This is a genomic window from Mesorhizobium sp. KACC 23794 (assembly GCF_052180275.1).
Lineage (GTDB): Bacteria > Pseudomonadota > Alphaproteobacteria > Rhizobiales > Rhizobiaceae > Kumtagia.
The window spans coordinates 5,477,395-5,496,615 of record NZ_CP197465.1; the positions used below are offsets into that span (position 1 = coordinate 5,477,395).

The 19,221-nt window shown below is 60.0% G+C and carries 14 protein-coding genes; 3 read left to right on the forward strand and 11 right to left on the reverse strand.

From position 1 onward, the window contains the following. Nucleotides 1-3: 3 nt before the first annotated feature. Nucleotides 4-5,832: a DEAD/DEAH box helicase gene (locus ACSBOB_RS26805; protein WP_442579095.1), complete on the forward strand. Its 5,829-nt coding sequence runs from the start codon at nucleotides 4-6 to the stop codon at nucleotides 5,830-5,832. On the opposite strand, the gene ACSBOB_RS26810 is transcribed toward ACSBOB_RS26805, so the two are convergent. Beyond that, nucleotides 5,829-6,746 carry an HNH endonuclease gene (locus ACSBOB_RS26810; RefSeq protein ID WP_442579096.1) on the reverse strand — a complete coding sequence of 306 codons (918 nt, stop codon included), beginning with the start codon at nucleotides 6,744-6,746 and terminating at the stop codon, nucleotides 5,829-5,831. The two genes, ACSBOB_RS26805 and ACSBOB_RS26810, sit on opposite strands and share 4 nt — an antisense overlap. Before the next feature lie 722 nt (nucleotides 6,747-7,468). Between ACSBOB_RS26810 and ACSBOB_RS26815 the strand changes: the two genes are divergently transcribed. Further along, on the forward strand, nucleotides 7,469-7,933 hold the full coding sequence (locus ACSBOB_RS26815) for a hypothetical protein (RefSeq protein ID WP_442579097.1): 465 nt from the start codon (nucleotides 7,469-7,471) through the stop codon (nucleotides 7,931-7,933). 200 nt (nucleotides 7,934-8,133) lie between these two features. Here the strand turns inward: ACSBOB_RS26815 and ACSBOB_RS26820 are convergent, their stop codons facing one another. The 4 genes from ACSBOB_RS26820 to ACSBOB_RS26835 form a co-directional block, all read right to left on the reverse strand. After that, nucleotides 8,134-8,898, reverse strand: coding sequence for a recombinase family protein (locus tag ACSBOB_RS26820; protein ID WP_442579098.1), 765 nt, complete (start codon nucleotides 8,896-8,898; stop codon nucleotides 8,134-8,136). Between the two features lie 739 nt (nucleotides 8,899-9,637). Beyond that, nucleotides 9,638-9,958, reverse strand: a complete 321-nt coding sequence (locus ACSBOB_RS26825) for a hypothetical protein (protein ID WP_442579099.1) — start codon at nucleotides 9,956-9,958, stop codon at nucleotides 9,638-9,640. After that, on the reverse strand, nucleotides 9,958-10,566 hold the full coding sequence (locus tag ACSBOB_RS26830) for a hypothetical protein (protein ID WP_442579100.1): 609 nt from the start codon (nucleotides 10,564-10,566) through the stop codon (nucleotides 9,958-9,960). The genes ACSBOB_RS26825 and ACSBOB_RS26830 overlap by 1 nt, the downstream gene beginning before the upstream one ends. Before the next feature lie 122 nt (nucleotides 10,567-10,688). Continuing rightward, nucleotides 10,689-11,219, reverse strand: coding sequence for a hypothetical protein (locus ACSBOB_RS26835; protein WP_442579101.1), 531 nt, complete (start codon nucleotides 11,217-11,219; stop codon nucleotides 10,689-10,691). Nucleotides 11,220-13,009: 1,790 nt separating this feature from the next. Between ACSBOB_RS26835 and ACSBOB_RS26840 the strand changes: the two genes are divergently transcribed. Beyond that, nucleotides 13,010-14,434 (forward strand): exonuclease domain-containing protein, encoded by a 1,425-nt coding sequence (locus tag ACSBOB_RS26840; protein WP_442579102.1) that lies wholly within the window; start codon nucleotides 13,010-13,012, stop codon nucleotides 14,432-14,434. Between the two features lie 84 nt (nucleotides 14,435-14,518). Here ACSBOB_RS26840 and ACSBOB_RS26845 read toward each other — a convergent pair whose 3' ends face one another. The 6 genes from ACSBOB_RS26845 to ACSBOB_RS26870 all read right to left on the reverse strand — a co-directional run bounded on the left by ACSBOB_RS26845 (nucleotide 14,519) and on the right by ACSBOB_RS26870 (nucleotide 19,051). Beyond that, nucleotides 14,519-16,186 (reverse strand): calcium-binding protein, encoded by a 1,668-nt coding sequence (locus ACSBOB_RS26845; protein ID WP_442579103.1) that lies wholly within the window; start codon nucleotides 16,184-16,186, stop codon nucleotides 14,519-14,521. Between the two features lie 754 nt (nucleotides 16,187-16,940). Further along, nucleotides 16,941-17,132: a helix-turn-helix domain-containing protein gene (locus ACSBOB_RS26850; protein WP_442579104.1), complete on the reverse strand. Its 192-nt coding sequence runs from the start codon at nucleotides 17,130-17,132 to the stop codon at nucleotides 16,941-16,943. A 27-nt stretch (nucleotides 17,133-17,159) separates the two neighbouring features. Further along, nucleotides 17,160-17,663, reverse strand: coding sequence for a Crp/Fnr family transcriptional regulator (locus ACSBOB_RS26855; RefSeq protein WP_442579105.1), 504 nt, complete (start codon nucleotides 17,661-17,663; stop codon nucleotides 17,160-17,162). Between the two features lie 487 nt (nucleotides 17,664-18,150). Beyond that, nucleotides 18,151-18,489 (reverse strand): hypothetical protein, encoded by a 339-nt coding sequence (locus tag ACSBOB_RS26860; RefSeq protein WP_442579106.1) that lies wholly within the window; start codon nucleotides 18,487-18,489, stop codon nucleotides 18,151-18,153. Beyond that, the gene (locus tag ACSBOB_RS26865) at nucleotides 18,486-18,647 is read right to left on the reverse strand and encodes a hypothetical protein (RefSeq protein WP_442579107.1); all 162 of its coding nucleotides are present in this window, start codon (nucleotides 18,645-18,647) and stop codon (nucleotides 18,486-18,488) included. Before ACSBOB_RS26865 ends, ACSBOB_RS26860 begins: the two co-directional genes overlap by 4 nt. Then, on the reverse strand, nucleotides 18,644-19,051 hold the full coding sequence (locus tag ACSBOB_RS26870) for an XRE family transcriptional regulator (protein WP_442579108.1): 408 nt from the start codon (nucleotides 19,049-19,051) through the stop codon (nucleotides 18,644-18,646). Before ACSBOB_RS26870 ends, ACSBOB_RS26865 begins: the two co-directional genes overlap by 4 nt. Between the last annotated feature and the right edge of the window lie 170 nt (nucleotides 19,052-19,221).

Sequence of the window (19,221 nt, forward strand, 5' to 3'; positions counted from 1 at the left end):
TCGATGCTGGATCCGATCGGCGGCTTCAACCGCATCAGGGACTTCTTCATTTCGTATGTGGAGACGAGCTTCCGCATTGCCGACCGAACGATCGCAGCGGAGCGGCGCCGTCTGCTCGAGACTACGAACGTCTTCGCAACCGCCTCGTTCCTCGAGCCTGTCCTACGCTACAAGACGCACGATCTGCGGATCGACCAGATGTTTGGAGTTGCTGACGGCCCGCTCGCCGAACTCCCGCACGAGGCTCAGCTGGCGTTTGTGGAACTCGTCCACTCGGGACTATTCGACGGGGACGATGCCATCGGCGAGGTAAAGCGGGTCGGCCGCTACGCGCCCTACAAGCATCAGATTGAGATGCTCAAGCGCGGCATCCGGTCTGGCAAACCCGGAATAGTCACGTCCGGCACCGGCTCGGGCAAGACCGAAAGCTTCATTCTGCCGATCCTCGCCGCACTGTCGCGCGAGGCGGTCGGCTGGGCGAGGCCTGACGCTGGATATCTCAAAACGGCTTGGTGGACGTCGCCGAAAGGGAAATGGAGCCCTCAGCGGAGCGGCGAGAACCGGCCGGCCGCCGTCCGCGCGCTCGTGCTGTATCCAATGAACGCCCTCGTCGAGGATCAGATGGTCCGCTTGCGTCGCACGCTGGACTCCGACGAAGCGCGGGCGGTGATGGACGGCCGGTTTGAAATGAATCGGCTCTTCTTTGGCCAATACACCTCGTCCACACCCGTGACCGGATACGAGGATCACCCTCGTATCGCGGGAGGCGACGTCGAGAAGAAGCGTCGCCAACGTCGTCAGCGAGAGCTGCGTTCGGCCATGAGGAAAGTCAATCAGGAGCAAATCGACGCGCGCGACCATGATTTGGCCGAGCGGGAGAGGGCCGAGGCGGAGCATACCGAGGCGCCTGATCCGACCCGCTTCATTTTCCCTTCGCTCGACGGCGGCGAGATGCTGTCGCGGTGGGACATGCAGGAGACGCCGCCGGACCTGCTCGTTACCAACGCCTCGATGCTGGGCGCGATGCTGTCGCGCGAGGTCGAGGAGCCGATCTTCGAAAAGACGCGGGAATGGCTCGGTGACAACGACGACGCCTACTTCTACCTCGTCTTCGACGAACTCCACCTCATCCGCGGCTCAGCAGGCACCGAGGTCTCGTTCCTCATTAAGTCGCTGATCCAACGTCTCGGGCTCGACGAACCCGTCCATCGGCACAAACTGCGCATCCTCGCATCGTCGGCTTCGCTGCCGATGGACGGTGAGCCCGGCGTGCAGTCCCGGCGCTATCTGCGCGACCTGTTCGCTCCGTTTGGAACCTGCGCCAAGGCCGGCGATCACGGATCGATCACCGAGGAGTTCTGGGCCGATTGCGTCGTCAGGGGCGAGGCCGACATTCCGCCATGGGACTGTGGTGCGATCGCGCCCGAGCCGTTCGTCCGCCTCGTGGATGCGGCGCGCTCGGGCGGCCGCGATTTCATCGCCAAAATCGTGAAGTCCAGTGCCGTCGACGACGCCATCGCCGAGGTGGCCAAGGCGCTAAAGGTGACCGCCGACGGTGAAGATCGCATCCGTGGCGTCGCCGAGGCGGCTGCGGCCGTGCTCACGCATGGGTGCCGGAGTGGTGACGGTGTTCGGGCGACTAGCATTGCGGAACTGGGGAAGCGCCTCTTTGGCGGCGTCGGGAATGCAGAAGGCGCGGTCCACGGCCTCATGCTCGCGCGCGCCCTGCCTGAGAGCGGGGAGTGGAATGCGCGCGTCGCGCAGGGCACGCCGTCGTTCAGAATCCACGCCTTCGTCCGAAACGTGGAGGGGCTCTTCGGAGCACCGACCCTCGTCGCGGACAAGGTCACCTTCACCGATCTCAGCGTGGAGCGCGGGCTATCCCATGGTCAGCCCGCGTCTGGCGACGTTCGTGGACGCCGCCTGTTCGAGATGCTCTACTGCGAGGCCTGCGGCGACCTGCTTCTCGGTGGACAGCGCGGCAAGCGTGTCGGGACCAGCTCGTTGACCGAACTTCTGCCGTCAACGGCGGAGCTCGAGAATCTACCGGAGCGGGGCGCGTCGGAATATTACGACCGCATGTCGTTCGACCAGTTCGCGGTCTTCTGGCCAAGTCGGCTCCCACCGAACTTGGACGGCAGGGGATGGGACGGATGGGAAGCTGCGCATCTGGATCCGGAATCGGGCGTGGTGTCTCTCGGCGAGGACGTGCCCGATGGCCGCATTGGTGGGCGACTCTACAATCAGTCGACGACTGCGTCGCCGAACGGGCATCGCACCGCTCAGCCGTTCTGCTGCCCCAACTGCGGGACCGACTATTCGAACAGGCTGGCGAGCTCGCGTTCGCGGTCCCCGATCCGTGCGTTCCGGACCGGTGTCAGCAAGGCGTCGCAGTTGGTGGCGACCGAGCTGTTCGAGCTACTCCACGCGGTCGGGGCCGAGGCAAAGAGCATCGTCTTTTCGGACAGCCGGCAGGACGCGGCGAACCAATCGCTAGAGATCGAGCGTCTCCATCTTCGCGATCTGCGCCGCGAGATACTCGTGACCGTTGCGAGGGACTACATCAGGCGCGCGGTGGCGGCGCAGGTCGACCCCAAGGTCGCCATGGCGGAGGCAAACAAGTTCCTCGATGCGGGAGACATGGAAGCCTGGTCCAAGGCGGTCGCTGCAATCAACACCCAGGCGAACGATTCCCACCTGTCGGTCAAATCGCGTAAGGTGCGGGTCAGCCGGCTCTTCGACTACAAGGACACGTCCGAAGGCGTCGGCTCGCTTATCGCTGGATACGTCAATCTTGGCATCCACCCGTTCGATGAGGTCGGCCGGAAGCCCTACAAGGGGCGGCCCTGGTTCCAGGCCTTCGAGAAGTCCGGCGACTTGGTCAGCTACGCGCCATGGCTCGACGACAACCAGCAGAAGGAGCTCGGTGTCTTGATCGAGCAGCAGCTGATGGAGCTCGTCGACGACGTCATCTTCGCCAACACCTTTTTCGCACTTGAGGAGACTGGGCTCGCGTATCCATCGATCAGTCGCGACTCTGGTCCCGAGATCGACCGCCTGGACGCATGGCTTCGCGTTTTCGCCAGCGCGACGCGGGTCCAGGAGAACAAGTTCTACGACACCAACCGCACGACCGATTGGGACCAACCGAGCAAGATCAGGCCCACCAGCCGCGTCTGGAAGTTCGCCGACGCGCTCGACGGCGATACCACCGATCACCTGCGGGACGTGCTCGAGGCGTTCGACAAGCATGGCCACGTCAACGGCATCGTTCGCGTGGGCCGGGTCTTTCTCAGGATCTCTGCACCCGGTGATCCCTACTGGCGCTGCAGCTCCTGTGAACGCGTCCACCTCCATCGGGGCGTGGGCAGATGCACGCGCTGTTATAAGCCACTGTCGGTTGAACGGAGCGGTGACGTCGAGGAGCTGTGGGAGTCCAATTTTCTCGGCCGTCGGATCGTCCGGGGGCAGGAGGATGGCGTCGCGCGTTTCCGTCTGCGGTGCGAGGAGCTGACCGGACAAACCGACGACTTCTCGGACCGGCTGCGCAAATTTAAGAGCATCTTCGTGGACGACCTCGGCGAGGTGGCCAGGCTGGCGCGCGAGATCGACATGCTGTCAGTCACAACGACGATGGAGGTCGGGATCGATATCGGATCGCTCCAGACCGTCTACCAGGCGAACATGCCGCCGCAGCGCTTCAACTATCAGCAGCGCGTCGGTAGGGCCGGCCGCCGCGGACAGGCCTTTTCCTTCGTCATCACCTTCTGCCGCGGCCGCAGCCACGACGCATACTACTTTGCACATCCTGCCGCGATCACCGGGGATCCGCCGCCCCCGCCGTTCCTGGCGACCGGACACGACCCGATCCCACGCCGGCTCCTCACGAAGGTCTGGCTGCGGGCCGCCTTCCAGAGAGTGCGCGCGGATTTCGTCGATGAGGGAGGAACCTACCCGGGGGACCTGCTCGTTCCTCCCGACGTCCATGGAGAATACGTTCCCACGGACGATTATTATGACAATCTGGACGGTTGCGAATGGCGGAAGCGGCTGAAGGGGGCCCTTGAAATGACGATCGCTGCGCGTGACGCCTATGTCGACGCTGCCTGCATTGATCCGGTGCAGCGCGAACGGCTGCGCTCGGCATCTACCGTTGATAAGCTGATCGAGGAGATCGACAAGCAGAAGGAGTTTAAACCGGTCAATCGGCAAGGCCTCGCTCAGTTTCTGGCCGAGCGCGGTCTTCTGCCGATGTATGGAATGCCCACCCGTGTGAGGCAACTCTATCTTGGCGTTCGCGCCGAAAGCGACGACAGCAACCCTGACTATTCGTGGTCGACCATGGACCGCGATCTCGACACCGCGGTGTTCGAGTTCGCGCCCGGAGCGGTGCTGACGAAGGATAAACAGCGGCATCAGGTGATCGGGTTCAGCGGCACTCTCTCGCCGCCGGAGCGCCGGGGGAAGGACGTTGTGATCGACAGCCTTTCGCGTTGGACGGAGTCCGAGCACCAGGTCGCCCTTTGTCCATCGTGCGGGTCCGCGCGATACAGCTCGCTTAGGCCGCTGAGCGCACGTCCGTGCGAGGACTGCGAATTCGACATCGAGCCGGGAGAGTTCAAGGATTACGTCACGCCCGCTGCGTTCCGGACCGACTTTAAGGCAGCCGAAACCGACCTTGATACCGTTGGGCGAATGGCAGTGCGCACGGTTGCGACGGTTCTGCACATGGGCGAGATTGCGGATGCTGGCACGCTCCGTGTTCGGCGCGGTGCTGGCGTCACCATCATGCAACTCAATGACGGCGCAGATAATGATACCGGGCAACCCACCCGATTTACAGTGCGCGAGGCCGAGGACGGCCATGTTCGCATCCCTAGGGCGGCATCGACGACCCTTCCAAATGATCAGGCGATCGACATCGACGAGCTCGCAGCTTCTTCCAGTCGCTGGACGGAGAAGCCTAATACCGAGCGCACCTTCGGCCTGATCGCCAAGAAGGAGACCGATGCGCTTTATCTCGAGTTGCTCGCCTTCGACGAAAGGCTGACGCTCGACCGGGTCGCCAGGAAGGGAGACGACAGTCACCTGCCGACGCGTTCGGCGGCGATCAGCGCGACGCAAATCCTGGTTCAGAAGGCCGCGTTGGATCTCGACGTGGCTTCGGACGAGTTCGAGGCGCTCGAGCCGCGGCTGCGCAAGGGGAAGCCGATGCTGCAGATCGCGGACTCACTGATCAACGGTTCCGGCCTTTGTCGTCGTCTCGGCGAGGATCGTAGCGATGGCACGCCGCACATCGTGCATCTCATCCACCAGACGCTTACGAATGAGACGATCTGGCCGCTGATCGACTTCCTGCGGGATGACGAGGATGGCGACCATGCCGCCCAGTGCCAGACTTCCTGTTATCGCTGCATCCAGCGATACGGGAACCGGTCCTATCATGGTCTGCTCGACTGGCGGCTGGGGCTCGCCTACCTGCGTTCGCTCTTGACGCCGGGCTACACCGCCGGGCTCGACGCGAAGGACCAGGACTTTCCGGAGACGAAGAGCTGGCACGAGCGCGCTTTCGCGCTCGCGAAGGCTGTCGCCGGCATGCGCCCGGACTCGCTCGTGGCCGACATCCATGGTCCGTCGAAGCTCCCCGCGCTGCGGGAGAGGCACAAGGGTGGCGACACGTTCCTGGTCGTCCACCCGCTTTGGCGCGTCGATGGCGACTTCGGTGACAAACTGAGTGGAGGGGGCGACGTGAAGTTTCTCGACACGTTCAACCTGGAGCGTCGGCCGCTGCGTGCGATTGAACTGGCGCAGATTGGCCAGGCGCAGGTCTAGTGGATGAAGACGTTGGCGCGATGGTGATGGAGGTAGGCTCGGCTATCGCCGCAGAGCGGACGCGGAGGCGGCCGCTGGACGATGTGCAGACCCAGCCTATCGGCATCCGTGTCGGTCAGCTGTGAAGAGAACATCGGCCGGCCGTCATCCTCGAAACCGAGCAGTCCGCGATCGAACAGGAAGTCGGCGTGCGGGGCCATCATTAGGCCGTTTGAGCCATCAAGTCGTTCGGCGGAGGTGCCGCACGCACGCCATGGCTTGATGTGGCTGGCTATGAGCAGGTTGGGCTTATCGATACCGGTGATCCGGCACACCGGCTCAATGTCAAGCACGCGCTTTCTAAAGATGCCTTGGCCACGACGTGCCTGGACCAGTTGCTCGCGGACGGTCTGACCGAGCGAGGTATCGTGCTGGATGGCGTATTCGACGATATCGTCCAACCTCGTAGCGAAGTCTGCCGCCGTTCGATCCGGGGCCGCAAGCAGCATAGCCGCGGGCAGATTGGCCGCGTAGAGGATAAGATCGACAACTGCCTGATCAACCTCGGCCAAATAGGCCTTCTGGTTACCGTTGCCGGTGGTCGCTTGGATTGGAGAGTGGGTCACCGGCAGTAGCGGTGCCAACCTGTTCAGCAGGTCCTTGGGGCGAACGGCCAGCGTAGCGTCGAGCCATTCGACAGGCAGGAGCCACCCCGTGGCAGACCAATACGCACCGATGCCGCCGAACTCTTCCGGCTTCGGCGCACTTATCGCGAAATCGGCGACGACACCGACACGACCGACACGGCCGTCTGCATAGGAGAGGATCACGTCGCCGGGGGCGGCGCGTCGCATGTTGTCGTAGAACCGGCTCCGCGCACCATTGGCTTCGGAAACCGGAGACCATAGATAGCCGCCGGCGAGTTCCTGTCGCATCGTCTGCGCATGGTTGACCCACCAGTATCGCACTCACTGATTATGGATCTAACTGCCAAAAAATTAAAGATGGACATTCGTTTGCACGGGTATCCAGATAGCTTCTGTGATCCTTGGCAGAGGGTCAGATTACGAACTGGCCGTCGTCCCCCTAAGTCACTTCAAATCCCGCGTTTTCACCTTGATCGAGGCAATGTGGAGGTCGGGAGCGTAGATGTTTCTAGTTTAGGCAGTTCGCGCCGGCAGACCTCGAGGGTCCTGTGGCGGGCGCCCGTGATGCAACCCATCGCGGCGACCATGGAGCGGTGGGAACAGATCATTTCGACTGCCGATGTTCGCGAGTTCGATGGACAGGACAGTGAGCTTGTTCACGGGTAGGTGCACCCCCCTCTCCCGCTAAATCGTGCGCGTCGCCCCCAATATGCCCTCGAGGATCATGCGTCGGTGTCCGGACCGGAGCGTTTGTATGGATTAGCTGTGGGTAAGGTGGCTACACTAATTCACAGGAAAGCTCACCGGATGATCCGGAACTTCTACATCACCTACGTTCCATTCTCCGATCACGGAAACTGATCGGCACAGCTGCACGACCCGGAATGGAGGTCCGGCCGCTGCAAACAGAGGCGATGCCTGCCATCTGATGTTGAGACGTAGCCATGGCTACCAAGTTGCGCAATCCTGTAGCCATGTCTAGGGCTATCGACAAACATACAGGGACGTGAATGGCGAAGCAGATCCGCGGAAACGACTACTACATCCGGCGACTCGAGGATGAGCATCCAGCTATCTTCGCGGACTGGAAGGCCGGGAAGTATTCTTCCGCTCGGAAGGCATTGGAAGCAGCAGGGCTGCGGAAACCCGGCACCCGGCTGAACACGCTCAAGAACGCCTGGGGAAAGGCAACGGCCAAAGAGCGCGCGGACTTCCTGATCTGGACCAATTCGTCAGCGCCATCGTCATTTCCCGTGACTGTGGTAGATGCGGACCGGCGTCTCGTCCCTGGAGTGGCTGCTCGGATCCAAACGATCATGAGCCGGCGAGGTCTGACCATGGGAAGTGTAATGCACGAGATGGGCTTTAAGCCGCTAGACCAATCTCTCGCATACGCACTCTCGAACGAAACCCGCATACGACCGGACGTGATCAAAAAGCTTCATAAATGGCTCGACGACAACAACGCGATTTAGCCGGGATCGTTCAAGTGACGTAGCCGCAACTACGGACCGAGTGTGCGAACAGGGACGGCGAGCGAGCGCACATGTGCCCTGCACGACTCATAGGCGCTTGCTGGCGAGTCTTCTTTCGATCGGGCTGCCAAGGATTCACAAGGCCAAAGGCTCAACCAGGGCGGCTCTACTCGCGCCAGAGGCATGCCGGAGCGTAGGAGCTAGAAGCGCCCGAATAAAGGGTGGTCCTTGTAATGGTCCTCTGAGTTGGAGGCCGCTCGATCCCGGATCAACTCTCGTGCCGCACGCGCCGGCCGACGGATCGCCGGTAAGGTCCAAGGCCGTTTCGTGCTCGTGAGGATTCCCCGCTGGTTGAGGACGTCGACCAGCTGCCGGTCAGTCATAGGTCGGCCGGCGAGTTCTTCGAGGACGGCGCGGATCTGATCAACCGTGTTGTCGGCGATCTCCTTTTTCCGCGCGACAGCGAGCCGACGCGCCTGTGGAAGATTGGTTGGATTGCCCAACTGCGCACCTTCTGCCTTCTTGCGAGCGAGAGCGTCTTGGGTGCGCTGTGAAATGAGTTCGCCCTCTCGCTGCGCTCGAGCAGACTCACTGGCGATAATGAGAGGATTACGCAACTTGCCATCGCCAGCGGAGATTACGGTGATGCCCTGTTCGTTGATGATTTCGTTGATCGTCTTCGCCTCTCGCGAGATGCGATCAAGACCGGACACCAAAATCGGCCGGCCGGTAGCCTTGGCTACCTCGATGGCTTTCTGCAGGCCGGGACGATCAACTAGGTTTCGCCTACCCCTCCCCGAGCCCACATCCTGGAAGCTGTCGGTGATCCGGAACCGGTCCAGGCTGGCATACGTCTCGATGGCCGCGAGTTGGCCGTCGAGCCCGATCCCGCTCTCACCCTGCTTGTCTGTAGAGACACGTCTATAGGAGATAGCGTCCGTCAACTTACGTCTGGCGATCTTCATATGCCGGGGTCCTAGGGGAGGATGGTTTGCGTTGGGGGTGAGCAGTGGTAAACGACGGGTTTTAGATTTGCTTAGTCTCGTCGTGGGTGAGAACTCGAAGCAGAAGCAAGGTTCGAGCGGTGACTTCGAACCTGGATACAAACGACGGGCGTTCGCGAACCGAGCCCGTCAACTCCTCACCCTCTACCTTACGGTCCATGGTGCCATCGCGACCGGGCGGGAACCCGGCTTCGAAATCCGCTGCGCTGCAACCACACATCCGGTTGGGGCCAAACACCAACTGCGCAATGGGTCTAAGTCCTGGAGCGAACTCGAGATTGCTCAACAGTTGGACGATCTCTTCGATGCGGATCGCGGGATCTGCACGATATCCAGCGCGCGGCATCGCACTTCGCGCTCAAAAGAGCCATCAAATCACTAAGGTCTTTACGTTCGAGCGATGGCCCCCAGATCGACGTAGGGTCTCGCTGGCATGCGTCGGCGCGATATGAACCGCTGACAGCAGGAATGCAGAGATCGTCCACCATAGGGCCTCGTTCGGGTGACGATCAGTGTTATGCGCCGCCAACGTGCATCAATGAGCGTGTCGTGGCCAGTGCGTGCCAGTAATACCGGTCCCAACCAAAGGCGCCGGCGCGCGCCCAACCGGTCAAGAGTTCGACAACTCCCACTGGCGGACGGCGGGCACAAGGTAGCCGGTAATGGCCGGCTACCTTGCTATGGCTGTTACAGGCGAAGGTTACGCGGCCAACCCTCCCTTACTCCAAAGATAGAATCCAAGGCGCAGATCATCCCTCTCGAAGCCGTTTGACGTCGACAGAAGTGCCCAGTCCTCCAACCAGCGGATATATTCGTCCTTCTCATAGATCTCTTCTGCGGCATCGGCGGGCTTGTTGTTGGAATACCCCAAGCGCTCGACGGCGGTTACGATGTCCTTGGCGATATTGTAAGGAGAATGCTCACCATCATCCTTCATTGCGTCGTCGATCAAAAACCCGATTTCACAAACCAGCGCTTCGCGAGAACCGAACTTAAAATCCTCAGTCGGAACAATCGCCATTATGCGACCTCCTTCACTTCGTCCATCGCCACCGCCAGCTTAGTAGTAAAGCTGGTCTCCGACTTCAGATCGGAAGGGGCTGCCGCTGCGGCGTTCCGAAGCTGACGCATCCAATCGCCGGCCGTCGCACGACGGAAAGAATTAATCGCCTTGCCGCGATGCTCCTTCGGCATCCCGAGCGTCATCAACCCTTCGCGTAGATCACGCGTCATCTTCCGGTCAGAGTTCCACATGAGGTCGAGCCCGTAACCGAGAGCGTCGACGTGCGGCTTACTGATCGACTGTCGAAGCCGCTCGGCGACTTCGCCCAAGGCACCCGGAATACCAAGGTTGTCTGCGTAGCCTTCGCGGATCTCCCGAAGATTGGCAACAACTGACTCAGCGTGGTCGATTGCTTCATCAATCGCGCTGACGATCCCTTCCGCGTCGGTTGCCTCGGCATCGAAGGGTTGGGAAATGGACGTGCTCAAGCTATCAGTATCGAGCTCGATCATGAAGATTCGATGCGAGCCCTCGTCGCCCTCGATGTAGGTGCGGAACGCCCGGAGCTCCGCATCAGCAGAGTTTGCCAGCGCGACGGGAACGATGGTAGTATCAAATTCCGACATGTAAAATCTCCAAATGATTGGTCGGACTAGAGGGCCGGTGCTGGTAACACCGGATCTTAAGGCGGCGCGGCTTAGGTCGCGCCGTTCGTCTTTGGGTCGTCTGGTTTAGGGTGTCTGCTTCGTCACTCTCCTTTCACCTTCCATTGCGCCAGCGTCCAGCGCACATCCTTTTCAAGCTGGGCGCGAATCTTCGTCAGCTCGACGATGTCGGCTAGTGCGCGCTTTTTCGCGGTGGGGTCGCCGAGGTCACTAGCTTCAATGTCGGCAATTGCTTTCGCAACCTGCTCGCGTTTGTAGCGGTTGACATAGATTGCCAATTCACCCGCCGCATCCAGTAAGCATCCAACCATCAATTCCGCCCGGCCGATCGAACTCTTGTATTGGTCGTAGTAGCCTTCGCTCGTGCCCCATTCATCAAAAACTGCGGTCACATCGGTTGCGCCACGATCATCAGTGAACGGCTCGATTTCAAAGCCGATCAGCCCAAGCGGGAAATTAACGTCATCCCACCCGCGACCCATCCATTCGAAAAACGGCTGCTGGAGATACGGATGAGTGGCGTCCACCTGCTTCCGCTTCTGCTCAGGCGAGTTGTCCTTTTCCTTCTTGCGCTCGCGATAGCGGCGCTGCTTCTCAGCGGGGGTCAGTGCCATGTCGTGAACCTCATGTAACGGTAACGGACTTATGCGTTACCGTTATCAGGCAGTCAAGCGGGATTTTCCGCCGCTACAAACAATTTCTCTCAACACTCCCTGCCGCCTGCCGGTCGTCATCGGACGCAGGGGCATCGGCTCCCGCGGAACGGCGCTGCCGGTCAGAACGAGTCGCTGGACGCCCTCAGGAAACGGCCGTGTAATCACGGACGTCCCGGCGAGCGCGAGTCCTGGCGGGCCCGCACGGCCTATCTAAGCCGGGCAGTGATGCGGGTGCCGTGCTCGCCGTCCCCGCTGGTGTCATCGGTGCCGGTATTGGGTTCGTTGGATGGGTGTGCGTATCCGGCCAGATGCGCCATCCTCCCTATCGCGGCGTCGGCTCGTATTGCGTAGGCTACCCCCGCTCGAGGGTTCGACAGGGATGGACGACGCGTGGTCGCCCAAATTACTCAGCCAAGTCGGCGCTGGCCGAAGGGCGGCCTTCGAACTTAGCTGTCCTCTGCGAGTCAGGGGAGGCCGCTGGCGCGCTCTGATGGTTCGAGCAGGTCGGCGCCGGAAATGGGCTCGGACTCACCAGCGAGGCTGTCTGAGGGATTTGTGGGCATGCCAGAGAGACGCGCGGTCACTGGGACGCCGGGCCGGGCTGCGCACCGGCTTTGAAGTGGGTCTACCGGTTCTCCGGTTCAGGGTGAGCCTCACTTGAGGATCAGGTCGCCGGCATAGGAGCTGGTGCGGTTGTGCTGAGCTCCGGGCTGAGAGGTGGTTGGGAAATGGGCTGGAATTGAATGTAGGTTTAGGGGCGCAGTTCCCGCAGCTATGGATGCACCCGTTCCTCGTTTAAGCCAACTCGCCGGCATTGACGCTAGTTCTGCTTCCCTACGCCTACGGAGCTACACTTCTCCTATTACGGTCTCTCTACCGCTCTATCGTGCTTTCGCTCTTAAGGGTTTGCAGGCCTTGGCGTCTGTGGAGCTGTGCGGTGCCTGGCGTTGGTGCTGCTCCGGTTCAGAGCTTATGCGGGCCGCCGTCTCGTTTGGCTATTTGCGGGTCGGTTTATGCGTCCGGATTGAAATCTTGCCGATTTGTCAACTTTGGGTGCGCTTTCTTGGCATCCCGTAAACCTTGCATCCGGGCCAAAAGCCGGATCTTGGCAAGAACGTGACAAGTTCTGGAAAGATAGCGCAAGGCATTCTCATCACGACTGATGAGAATGTCGGAAAATGTAAAGATCCAGGACCGGCCACGGAATCGTCGAGCAGCACAGGTTTGACCGAACTATCCGGAGCCCGCGCCCTTGGTGAGCCAGGTCGCATCGTCAGCACGGGATCGACCGCGGGGTAACACCCCGCCGAAACAGGTGGTCTGGATCGGAAACCATCGGCCGACAGAGGGCAAGGAGATCATCGGCAACGGCGTTTCCCTAGGACATCGCATCTCCGGGCGCTACCGCTCGATCAGCTTCGATCGGTTCCCGGATTTGGGCCCCGTCGACCGGTCCCGCTCGTCTCGGTTCCCCGTTCGATGCCGACGGCTGTGTTGGGGCACAGACTGCTTGCCGGATTTGTGGCCCCGTTCGCCTCGTCCCACAGGCACTCGTCAGCCACCGCAACGAGTGCGCAAAGACCTCGGTTGCGGATAACACGAGAACCCTGTGAAGGGGAGGATCAGCTGTCGCCGTAGGGGTCGCATGCTCTGCGTTCTTCAAGATCTTTCAACGCACCCAATCTGGTCGTTCTTATCTCGCGGGGCCATCCTGTGCTACGCTCTGCGTGGAGTTGCGGGGTGGGGAATTGGCTTTCGTCGTCTACGATTGTGAGACCTCCGGGGCGGACAAGCGCTTCGACCAGATCCTCCAGTTCGCAGCTGTGCTTACCGATGATGATCTGAACATCGTCGACCAATTCGAGATTCGTTCACGGCTGCTCCCCCACATCGTCCCGTCTCCCGGCGCGATGATCGTCACCGGCATGCATGTTGATCAACTGGTCGATGCGTTGGCTCCCTCCCATTTCGAGATGTGCAAGAAGATCCGCCAGGTCCTGTCTGTCTGGTCGCCCGCGACGGTGGTCGGCTACAACTCGCTGCGGTTCGACGAGGAGTTTCTGCGCCAGGCATTCTATTCGTCGCTGTTGCCGATCTATCTGACCAACACCGGCGGCAACTCCCGTCTCGATGCGCTGACGCTTGTGCTGGCGACACGATTATATAGGCCCGAAGCTTTGAACTGGCCGCTCGATGAGGAAGGCAAGGTCAGGTTCAAGCTGGATCGACTGGCGCCTGCAAATGGTTGTGCTCACGACAACGCGCACGACGCTCTTGCCGACGTCAGGGCCACAGTTCACCTGATACGACTGATCAAGGAGCGAGCGCCGGACGTATGGGCGGCCGCGATAGCCTACAGGACAAAGGCGGCCGCCACGAATTATGTCAAGCAGGAGAAAGTGTTTGTCGCGTCCCGCCTTCGCCCCGGCGCCCAGTCGTCGACCCTCGTGACAGCGCTGGCGGCAAATCCCGACCAGGCGAGCGAGGTGTTCGTATTTGATCTCCAGTTCGACCCTGCCGTGCTTACGACCATGTCCGATGACGAACTTACCGAACTGTTCGCAGGGACGCCCCGGCCTGTGACCTCAATAAGACTGAATACGTGTCCATTGTTCATGCCGGTCGAAACCGTCGGATCTTTGGCGCCCGGCTATAGGCTCGGCATGGACGAGCTGGTGCGGCGCGCAATGTCGGTGAGGAGCGACGCTGGCTTGCGGCAACGCCTGATCAGGGGCGCATTGGCTGGCCGCACGCCTTTCCCCGAGAGTGCGCACGTCGAGGATCAGATCTATGCCGGCTTCTACAATCGGGCTGACCAGGCGCTGATCGATGAATTTCACAAATCTGAGTGGATAAGGCGCTTCGAGCTGGCGGGATCGTTTGCGGATCAGCGCTTGCGGACGTTAGCCAGACGGCTGGTCTATTGCGAGGCGCCGGACATCCTGCCGGCAGGGGAACGGGAACGATATGCGCGTGCAATTGGGGTGCGCATCTCAGGCAATGACGGAGTGGATCGAGGTTGGACTACATTGCATCAGGCAATCGAGGAAGCCCGGAGGTTGCTACAGGATCCGGCAACTTATGAGAAGAGTTTCATCCAAGAACATCTCGATCATCTGACTGGCCGGCTCGAGGAAGCACATGCTCTTCTCGACCCGCGACGTCTTGCCTAACCAATTCCGGGCATCGGGATAAGGAGTTCGGTCACCACCACCCCGACTTCGGTTGGCGGAGTGGAACCCACTTCCTTAGCCATGCTACACGACCACGAAATCCGCACTTGTGAGCGAAAGCCCGACCGTCAGTTCGGCGAACACTATGCCGCCGCCCGCCGCGCTGCCATTGGCGTCGTAATAGAGCTCACCGGTATCGGTTTCGTATATGATGCGGTCGCTGGAATCGGTTGCAAGCCCCGTGGTGTTGGCCCGGAAGGCATCCAAGGCAAGTGTGCCCTTCGCTGTCAAAGTGGTGAAGACCGCGTTCTCGAGACAAACCGTGTCGTCAGCCGCGCGGAAGTCGGTGACGCTGTCGACATTGCCGGTTGCGCTAAGCGCCGTGTCGAAGACGAAGGTGTCTTTTCCCGAGCTGCCGCTCATCACGTCGTTGCCTAGCCGGCCGTTCAGCGTATCTTCGCCGTCGCCGCCGAGCAATGCGTTGACAAGGCTATTGCCTGTCAGAGTGTCGCCGAATCTCGAACCCGTCAGGTTCTCGATCGACGCATAGGTGTCACCCGCCGCGTCCCCGCTGTTGGCAGCTGGCCTGGTCAGACTGGCGACCACTCCGGCCAGTGCGGTGCTGTAGGAAGCTGTGTCCAGATTGTTGCCGCCGAAAAGGCCGTCTGGCCCAGTGCCGCCGTTCAGGATGTCGTCGCCTTCCTGGCCGAACAGAATGTCGTCACCCTTGAGGCCAAGAATGGTGTCGTTGCCGCCGCCGCCGATGAGAGTGTTGATGGCGCTGTTGCCGGCAAGCGTGTCGTCGAATTTCGAACCGGTGATGCTCTCGATTGAGGCGAAGCGATCCCCGGCGGCCTCGCCGGTGTTGGCGGCCGGACTGAGCAGCGCAATCACCACGCCGGCGCTGGCATCCTGATAGGTAACCCGGTCGGTCCCGAGGCCCCCGGAGAAGTGGTCGGCACCGACACCACCGTTCAAGGTGTCGTTGCCATTCTGGCCAAAGAGATGGTCGTCTCCGCCAAAGCCGACCACGGTGTCATCGCCGTCCCCGCCGATGAGGCTGTTTATGCTGTTGGTGCCCTTCAGCACGTCGGCGAATTTCGAACCCGTCAAATTCTCGATCGAGATAAATTTATCGCCCTTTGCTTCGCCTGCGTTTCCTGCCGCGCTGAGCAACAACGCAACGACGCCAGCCGTGGCATCCTGGTGAGTTGCACGGTCCTTTCCCGCGCCGCCGGAAAGCGTATCGGCGCCCAGGCCGCCGGAGAGAATGTCTTCACCATCGCCACCGCGCAGTTCGTCGGCGCCATCGCCGCCGTGTAACTCGTCAAGGCCAGCGTCCCCCCACAGAATGTCAGTTCCGTCAAATCCATACAGTTTGTCGTTGCCAAGCCCGCCGGCCAAGAGATTATTATTTGCATTCCCATTCAGTGTGTCGTTACCCTGCTCTCCAAGCGCTCCTATCCCGATGGTGCCGCCCGGCACGCCTAGATTGATTACGCTGCCGCCCACCACGAGGGCGTCGCCGATCGAGGCGGTCTGGTTACCGGGTTCTTCTGCAAAAACGTTAGTCAGAGGCGAAAAACCCGTCACCCAGACGGAATATTCGGCTCCCTCCAGTGCAGCGGACCGCATCTCGATGAAATAATCGCCTGTCTTTGTGGCGGTAAACTCGAAATAGGGATTTTGTCCTACGCCGCTGTTGTTATCGTATGCGACCTGCGTGACGCCGTCGGGGTCGAACAGACCCATGACGGAATCGCCCCTGAAGGTGTTGAAAGGGCGATCTTCCGATCCGTAGAATCGATATGTTGACCCAGCGGTAAGAGCCACACGGATCCAGTCGCTATCTCCGAATCCTCTTAACCCCGAATAGCTCCCGCCTGCAGTCAGACCGAAAACGGTCGAAATATCCAGCGTTGCTGTTGTCGTGCTGTTGTTTGGAACATCTGTCACTGGCCGCCCCTAAAACGATCGTCAAACGTCACCCGCGGACGGCCGCTTGTTAGCCGTCAAGCGTTGTCCAGCACAGTTATACTTCAGATACCTATACAATAGGTGTTCGACTTGGCAATCACGTCGCGATGCCAGGCACTTAGCGACACAAGCGCAAGTAAATTTGATACAATGGAACAGAGTTTACAGCGGGAGGATTGATATTTGTCAGCGCATACTTCGGACAAGTGGCAAGCCAGAGACGCAACCGGCTCCACGCCGGCCGATCTTCGCGTTCATGACATCGAGGCTCTATGTGCTGGAGCTACCAGCTGCGCAATTGCGGTCTTCCATGACCAAGTGATGGTTGATGGTCTTGAACACACTTTCCCCTGTGGTAAACGCTATAGGTGAGGCATCCATTTGAGATGAGCAGGTTTCACAAACCGCTCATCATCAACCAAGTCGCACGAGAGCGACAAAACGCGGGCAAGCAGAAGTCGCCAAGCTCCGCTACCAGGTTGGCGGGGGGAGACCGCTTGAGCCTTCAGAAGAAAGTCGGCTAAGCGAACTATTGATAAGCTCGGCTTCCAGACCGGTCACGCGATGCACCTAGGCGCCTTTGGATCGTCGCGATGTCACTGATGCCGAATTCGTGGGGCGTATAGGCGACCAGCAGACCCATGGAGACCAGTCGCTTGAGAGATCGCACAACCGTTTCCACCGTCAGCCCGAGATAACTTGCGATATCGGCCCTGGACATCTCAAGACGCACACGTGAGCCGTTGGTCTAAGCGGGATTCGTGCGCCGGCCCATCTCCAGTATGAAGTTGGCGGCGCGTTCGTCCGCCATCAGATGCAGCCGACGCAGGGTTTGGAATTGCACCGTCCACGGCTCGCTTTCCAAGCATGCCACGTATCTCTCGTGCATTTGATCATGAACCTGGTTCGCCTCGATATCTGTCCTGCTGCGCCGCCGAAAAAGGCAGTCGGACAAAGCTTCCGCCGAGCAGAGGTATCTGCCTCTGTGCGACATGTTGAAGACTTCGCCGGCTAAAGCGAATCCGCATATCACACGATGCTCCTCGGACATGAAGCGATAGAAAGCGACGGTTCCTTTCACCAGATGATAGACATTGTCCCCGTCATCTCCTTCGAAAAAGAGGGAATTGCCGGCGCGCAATTGCGACAGCGGCTTCGCGACTTCAGGTCGCTGCTGCCTGTTCGAGGCGCGCTGCAACGTTACTGCGGTCGCGTTTGACCGCGGATAATTGGAGTTGACTGCAGTCTGCACTACACCCACCCGTCAATGCGCGTGCTCGGCGCACTGCCCAGTTACCTTTTCCTCCCCTGACGAATTCAGCCGATAAATCGACATTGTGGAGGTGAGCCCGGTTTCGATGACCTGACCGGGACATGACGCACTGATCATGTCCCGGCGGTCTTGCCCGATCTGTCTTCCTGCATTGTGCCAAAATAGGCTGGCAAATTCATTCAAAGCAAAAGTCGTGCCAGTCCGCTCTCCTCATCACCATGACAGTTTGATCGGAGATCAGAAAAGCTTTTATCGCCTTGCGTCGACCTGTCGGTTTGCTTGGAGGAGCACGTGGTCCGCGTCAAGAATACCAGCTAGGGTTGCGATCACCTTGACGCTGTGCATCGAGTGATACATGAGGCTACCGCTATAGGAGAGCTCATCGACAGCACGCTTGTCTAAATCGGCTCGAGCCGGCCCCTAAGACGACAACATGCGGGTGCTCTGAAGCGCACCGCCCATCCCGTCACGATCGATCCGTCATCTTCCGTCGGATCTCGTTCAGTTTCTTCTTCGGCGGCCACGCCGTGAAGATCTGCCGCCCGTCGGAGACTACATAGACGCGCTCATGCACCCGCTCGATCCGCACAGAGTAGATCACCTTGCGCGGTTCGAGTTTCATGATCGGAAGGGCGGCGCCGTGCTTGATGTCCCTCATCATGCTCGCGAACTCGCCTGCCGCCAGCACGATGCCGTAGCGCACCAGCAACTGCCGATGAAAATGCCAGTCGCGCTTGGGGATCGATTTGCCATGCCAGCGCGGATCGAAGCCGACCGGCCACATTTCAGGGAACTTGTCTTTCATTTGCGAAACATCTGCTTCAACAGATGGACGCGTTCGAGCGTCGGACCGGGATCGGTATCGCGCGACGCGAGGCGGATGAATTCGATCCAGCCGCGCTCATTCTCCGTCAGATCGAACGGTTCCACGTAACAGGCATCGGGGTTCCGGATGATCTTCATTTGCCAAACAGCGTCCTGATCGCACGTCGGGCCTTGGTGGTGAGCGTCGGATCGGAATTGTTGGAGGCGTCGCGCAGTTCTTCGATCCACACCGCCTCATTGGCGGACACGGGGATCCTGAAGATCTCCCGCACAACCGCCGCCAGGGCGTTGTCCTGCTGTTCAAGTGCCAGAATGAACAGCCGCGCGGGATCGCATTCCAAGGACCTTGCCAAGGCCGGCACGCGATCGAGCGGCAGCCTCGTGGTGCCGGTCTTGATCATCGAGAGCAGGTTGGCCGACAGGAATGCCGCCTCGCCCGCGATCTGTCTCTGTGACTTTTTCGGCTTCAGTTCCAGGATGCGTTTCTCCAGGAACCTGGTGAGATTGGTGTTGGAGAAGGGTCGCCCTGCGATCTTGCTCATAAGTAGATTGTCCTCTAGCATTAAGTTAGTGTCTTATACTGCTAGATATAGCTACTTTGATTAGGCTGAGCGCTCTAAGTTCAATTTTCAGATAATAATAAAATTGGCATAAGTAATAAAATAGGGTGTATGGATTGTATCCAATTTCCTACTATCAAATTGCTGGAAAT

What these genes read in the sequence shown, in the direction of transcription:
- ACSBOB_RS26865 (WP_442579107.1), bottom strand. Translation starts at nt 18,647, where the DNA reads ATGAAGATCATCCGGAACCCCGATGCCTGTTACGTGGAACCGTTCGAT.
- ACSBOB_RS26860 (WP_442579106.1), bottom strand. Translation starts at nt 18,489, where the DNA reads ATGAAAGACAAGTTCCCTGAAATGTGGCCGGTCGGCTTCGATCCGCGC.
- ACSBOB_RS26805 (WP_442579095.1), top strand. Translation starts at nt 4, where the DNA reads ATGCTGGATCCGATCGGCGGCTTCAACCGCATCAGGGACTTCTTCATT.
- ACSBOB_RS26835 (WP_442579101.1), bottom strand. Translation starts at nt 11,219, where the DNA reads ATGGCACTGACCCCCGCTGAGAAGCAGCGCCGCTATCGCGAGCGCAAG.
- ACSBOB_RS26870 (WP_442579108.1), bottom strand. Translation starts at nt 19,051, where the DNA reads ATGAGCAAGATCGCAGGGCGACCCTTCTCCAACACCAATCTCACCAGG.
- ACSBOB_RS26845 (WP_442579103.1), bottom strand. Translation starts at nt 16,186, where the DNA reads ATGGGTCTGTTCGACCCCGACGGCGTCACGCAGGTCGCATACGATAAC.
- ACSBOB_RS26815 (WP_442579097.1), top strand. Translation starts at nt 7,469, where the DNA reads ATGGCGAAGCAGATCCGCGGAAACGACTACTACATCCGGCGACTCGAG.
- ACSBOB_RS26810 (WP_442579096.1), bottom strand. Translation starts at nt 6,746, where the DNA reads ATGCGACAGGAACTCGCCGGCGGCTATCTATGGTCTCCGGTTTCCGAA.
- ACSBOB_RS26850 (WP_442579104.1), bottom strand. Translation starts at nt 17,132, where the DNA reads ATGTCCAGGGCCGATATCGCAAGTTATCTCGGGCTGACGGTGGAAACG.
- ACSBOB_RS26820 (WP_442579098.1), bottom strand. Translation starts at nt 8,898, where the DNA reads ATGAAGATCGCCAGACGTAAGTTGACGGACGCTATCTCCTATAGACGT.
- ACSBOB_RS26830 (WP_442579100.1), bottom strand. Translation starts at nt 10,566, where the DNA reads ATGTCGGAATTTGATACTACCATCGTTCCCGTCGCGCTGGCAAACTCT.
- ACSBOB_RS26825 (WP_442579099.1), bottom strand. Translation starts at nt 9,958, where the DNA reads ATGGCGATTGTTCCGACTGAGGATTTTAAGTTCGGTTCTCGCGAAGCG.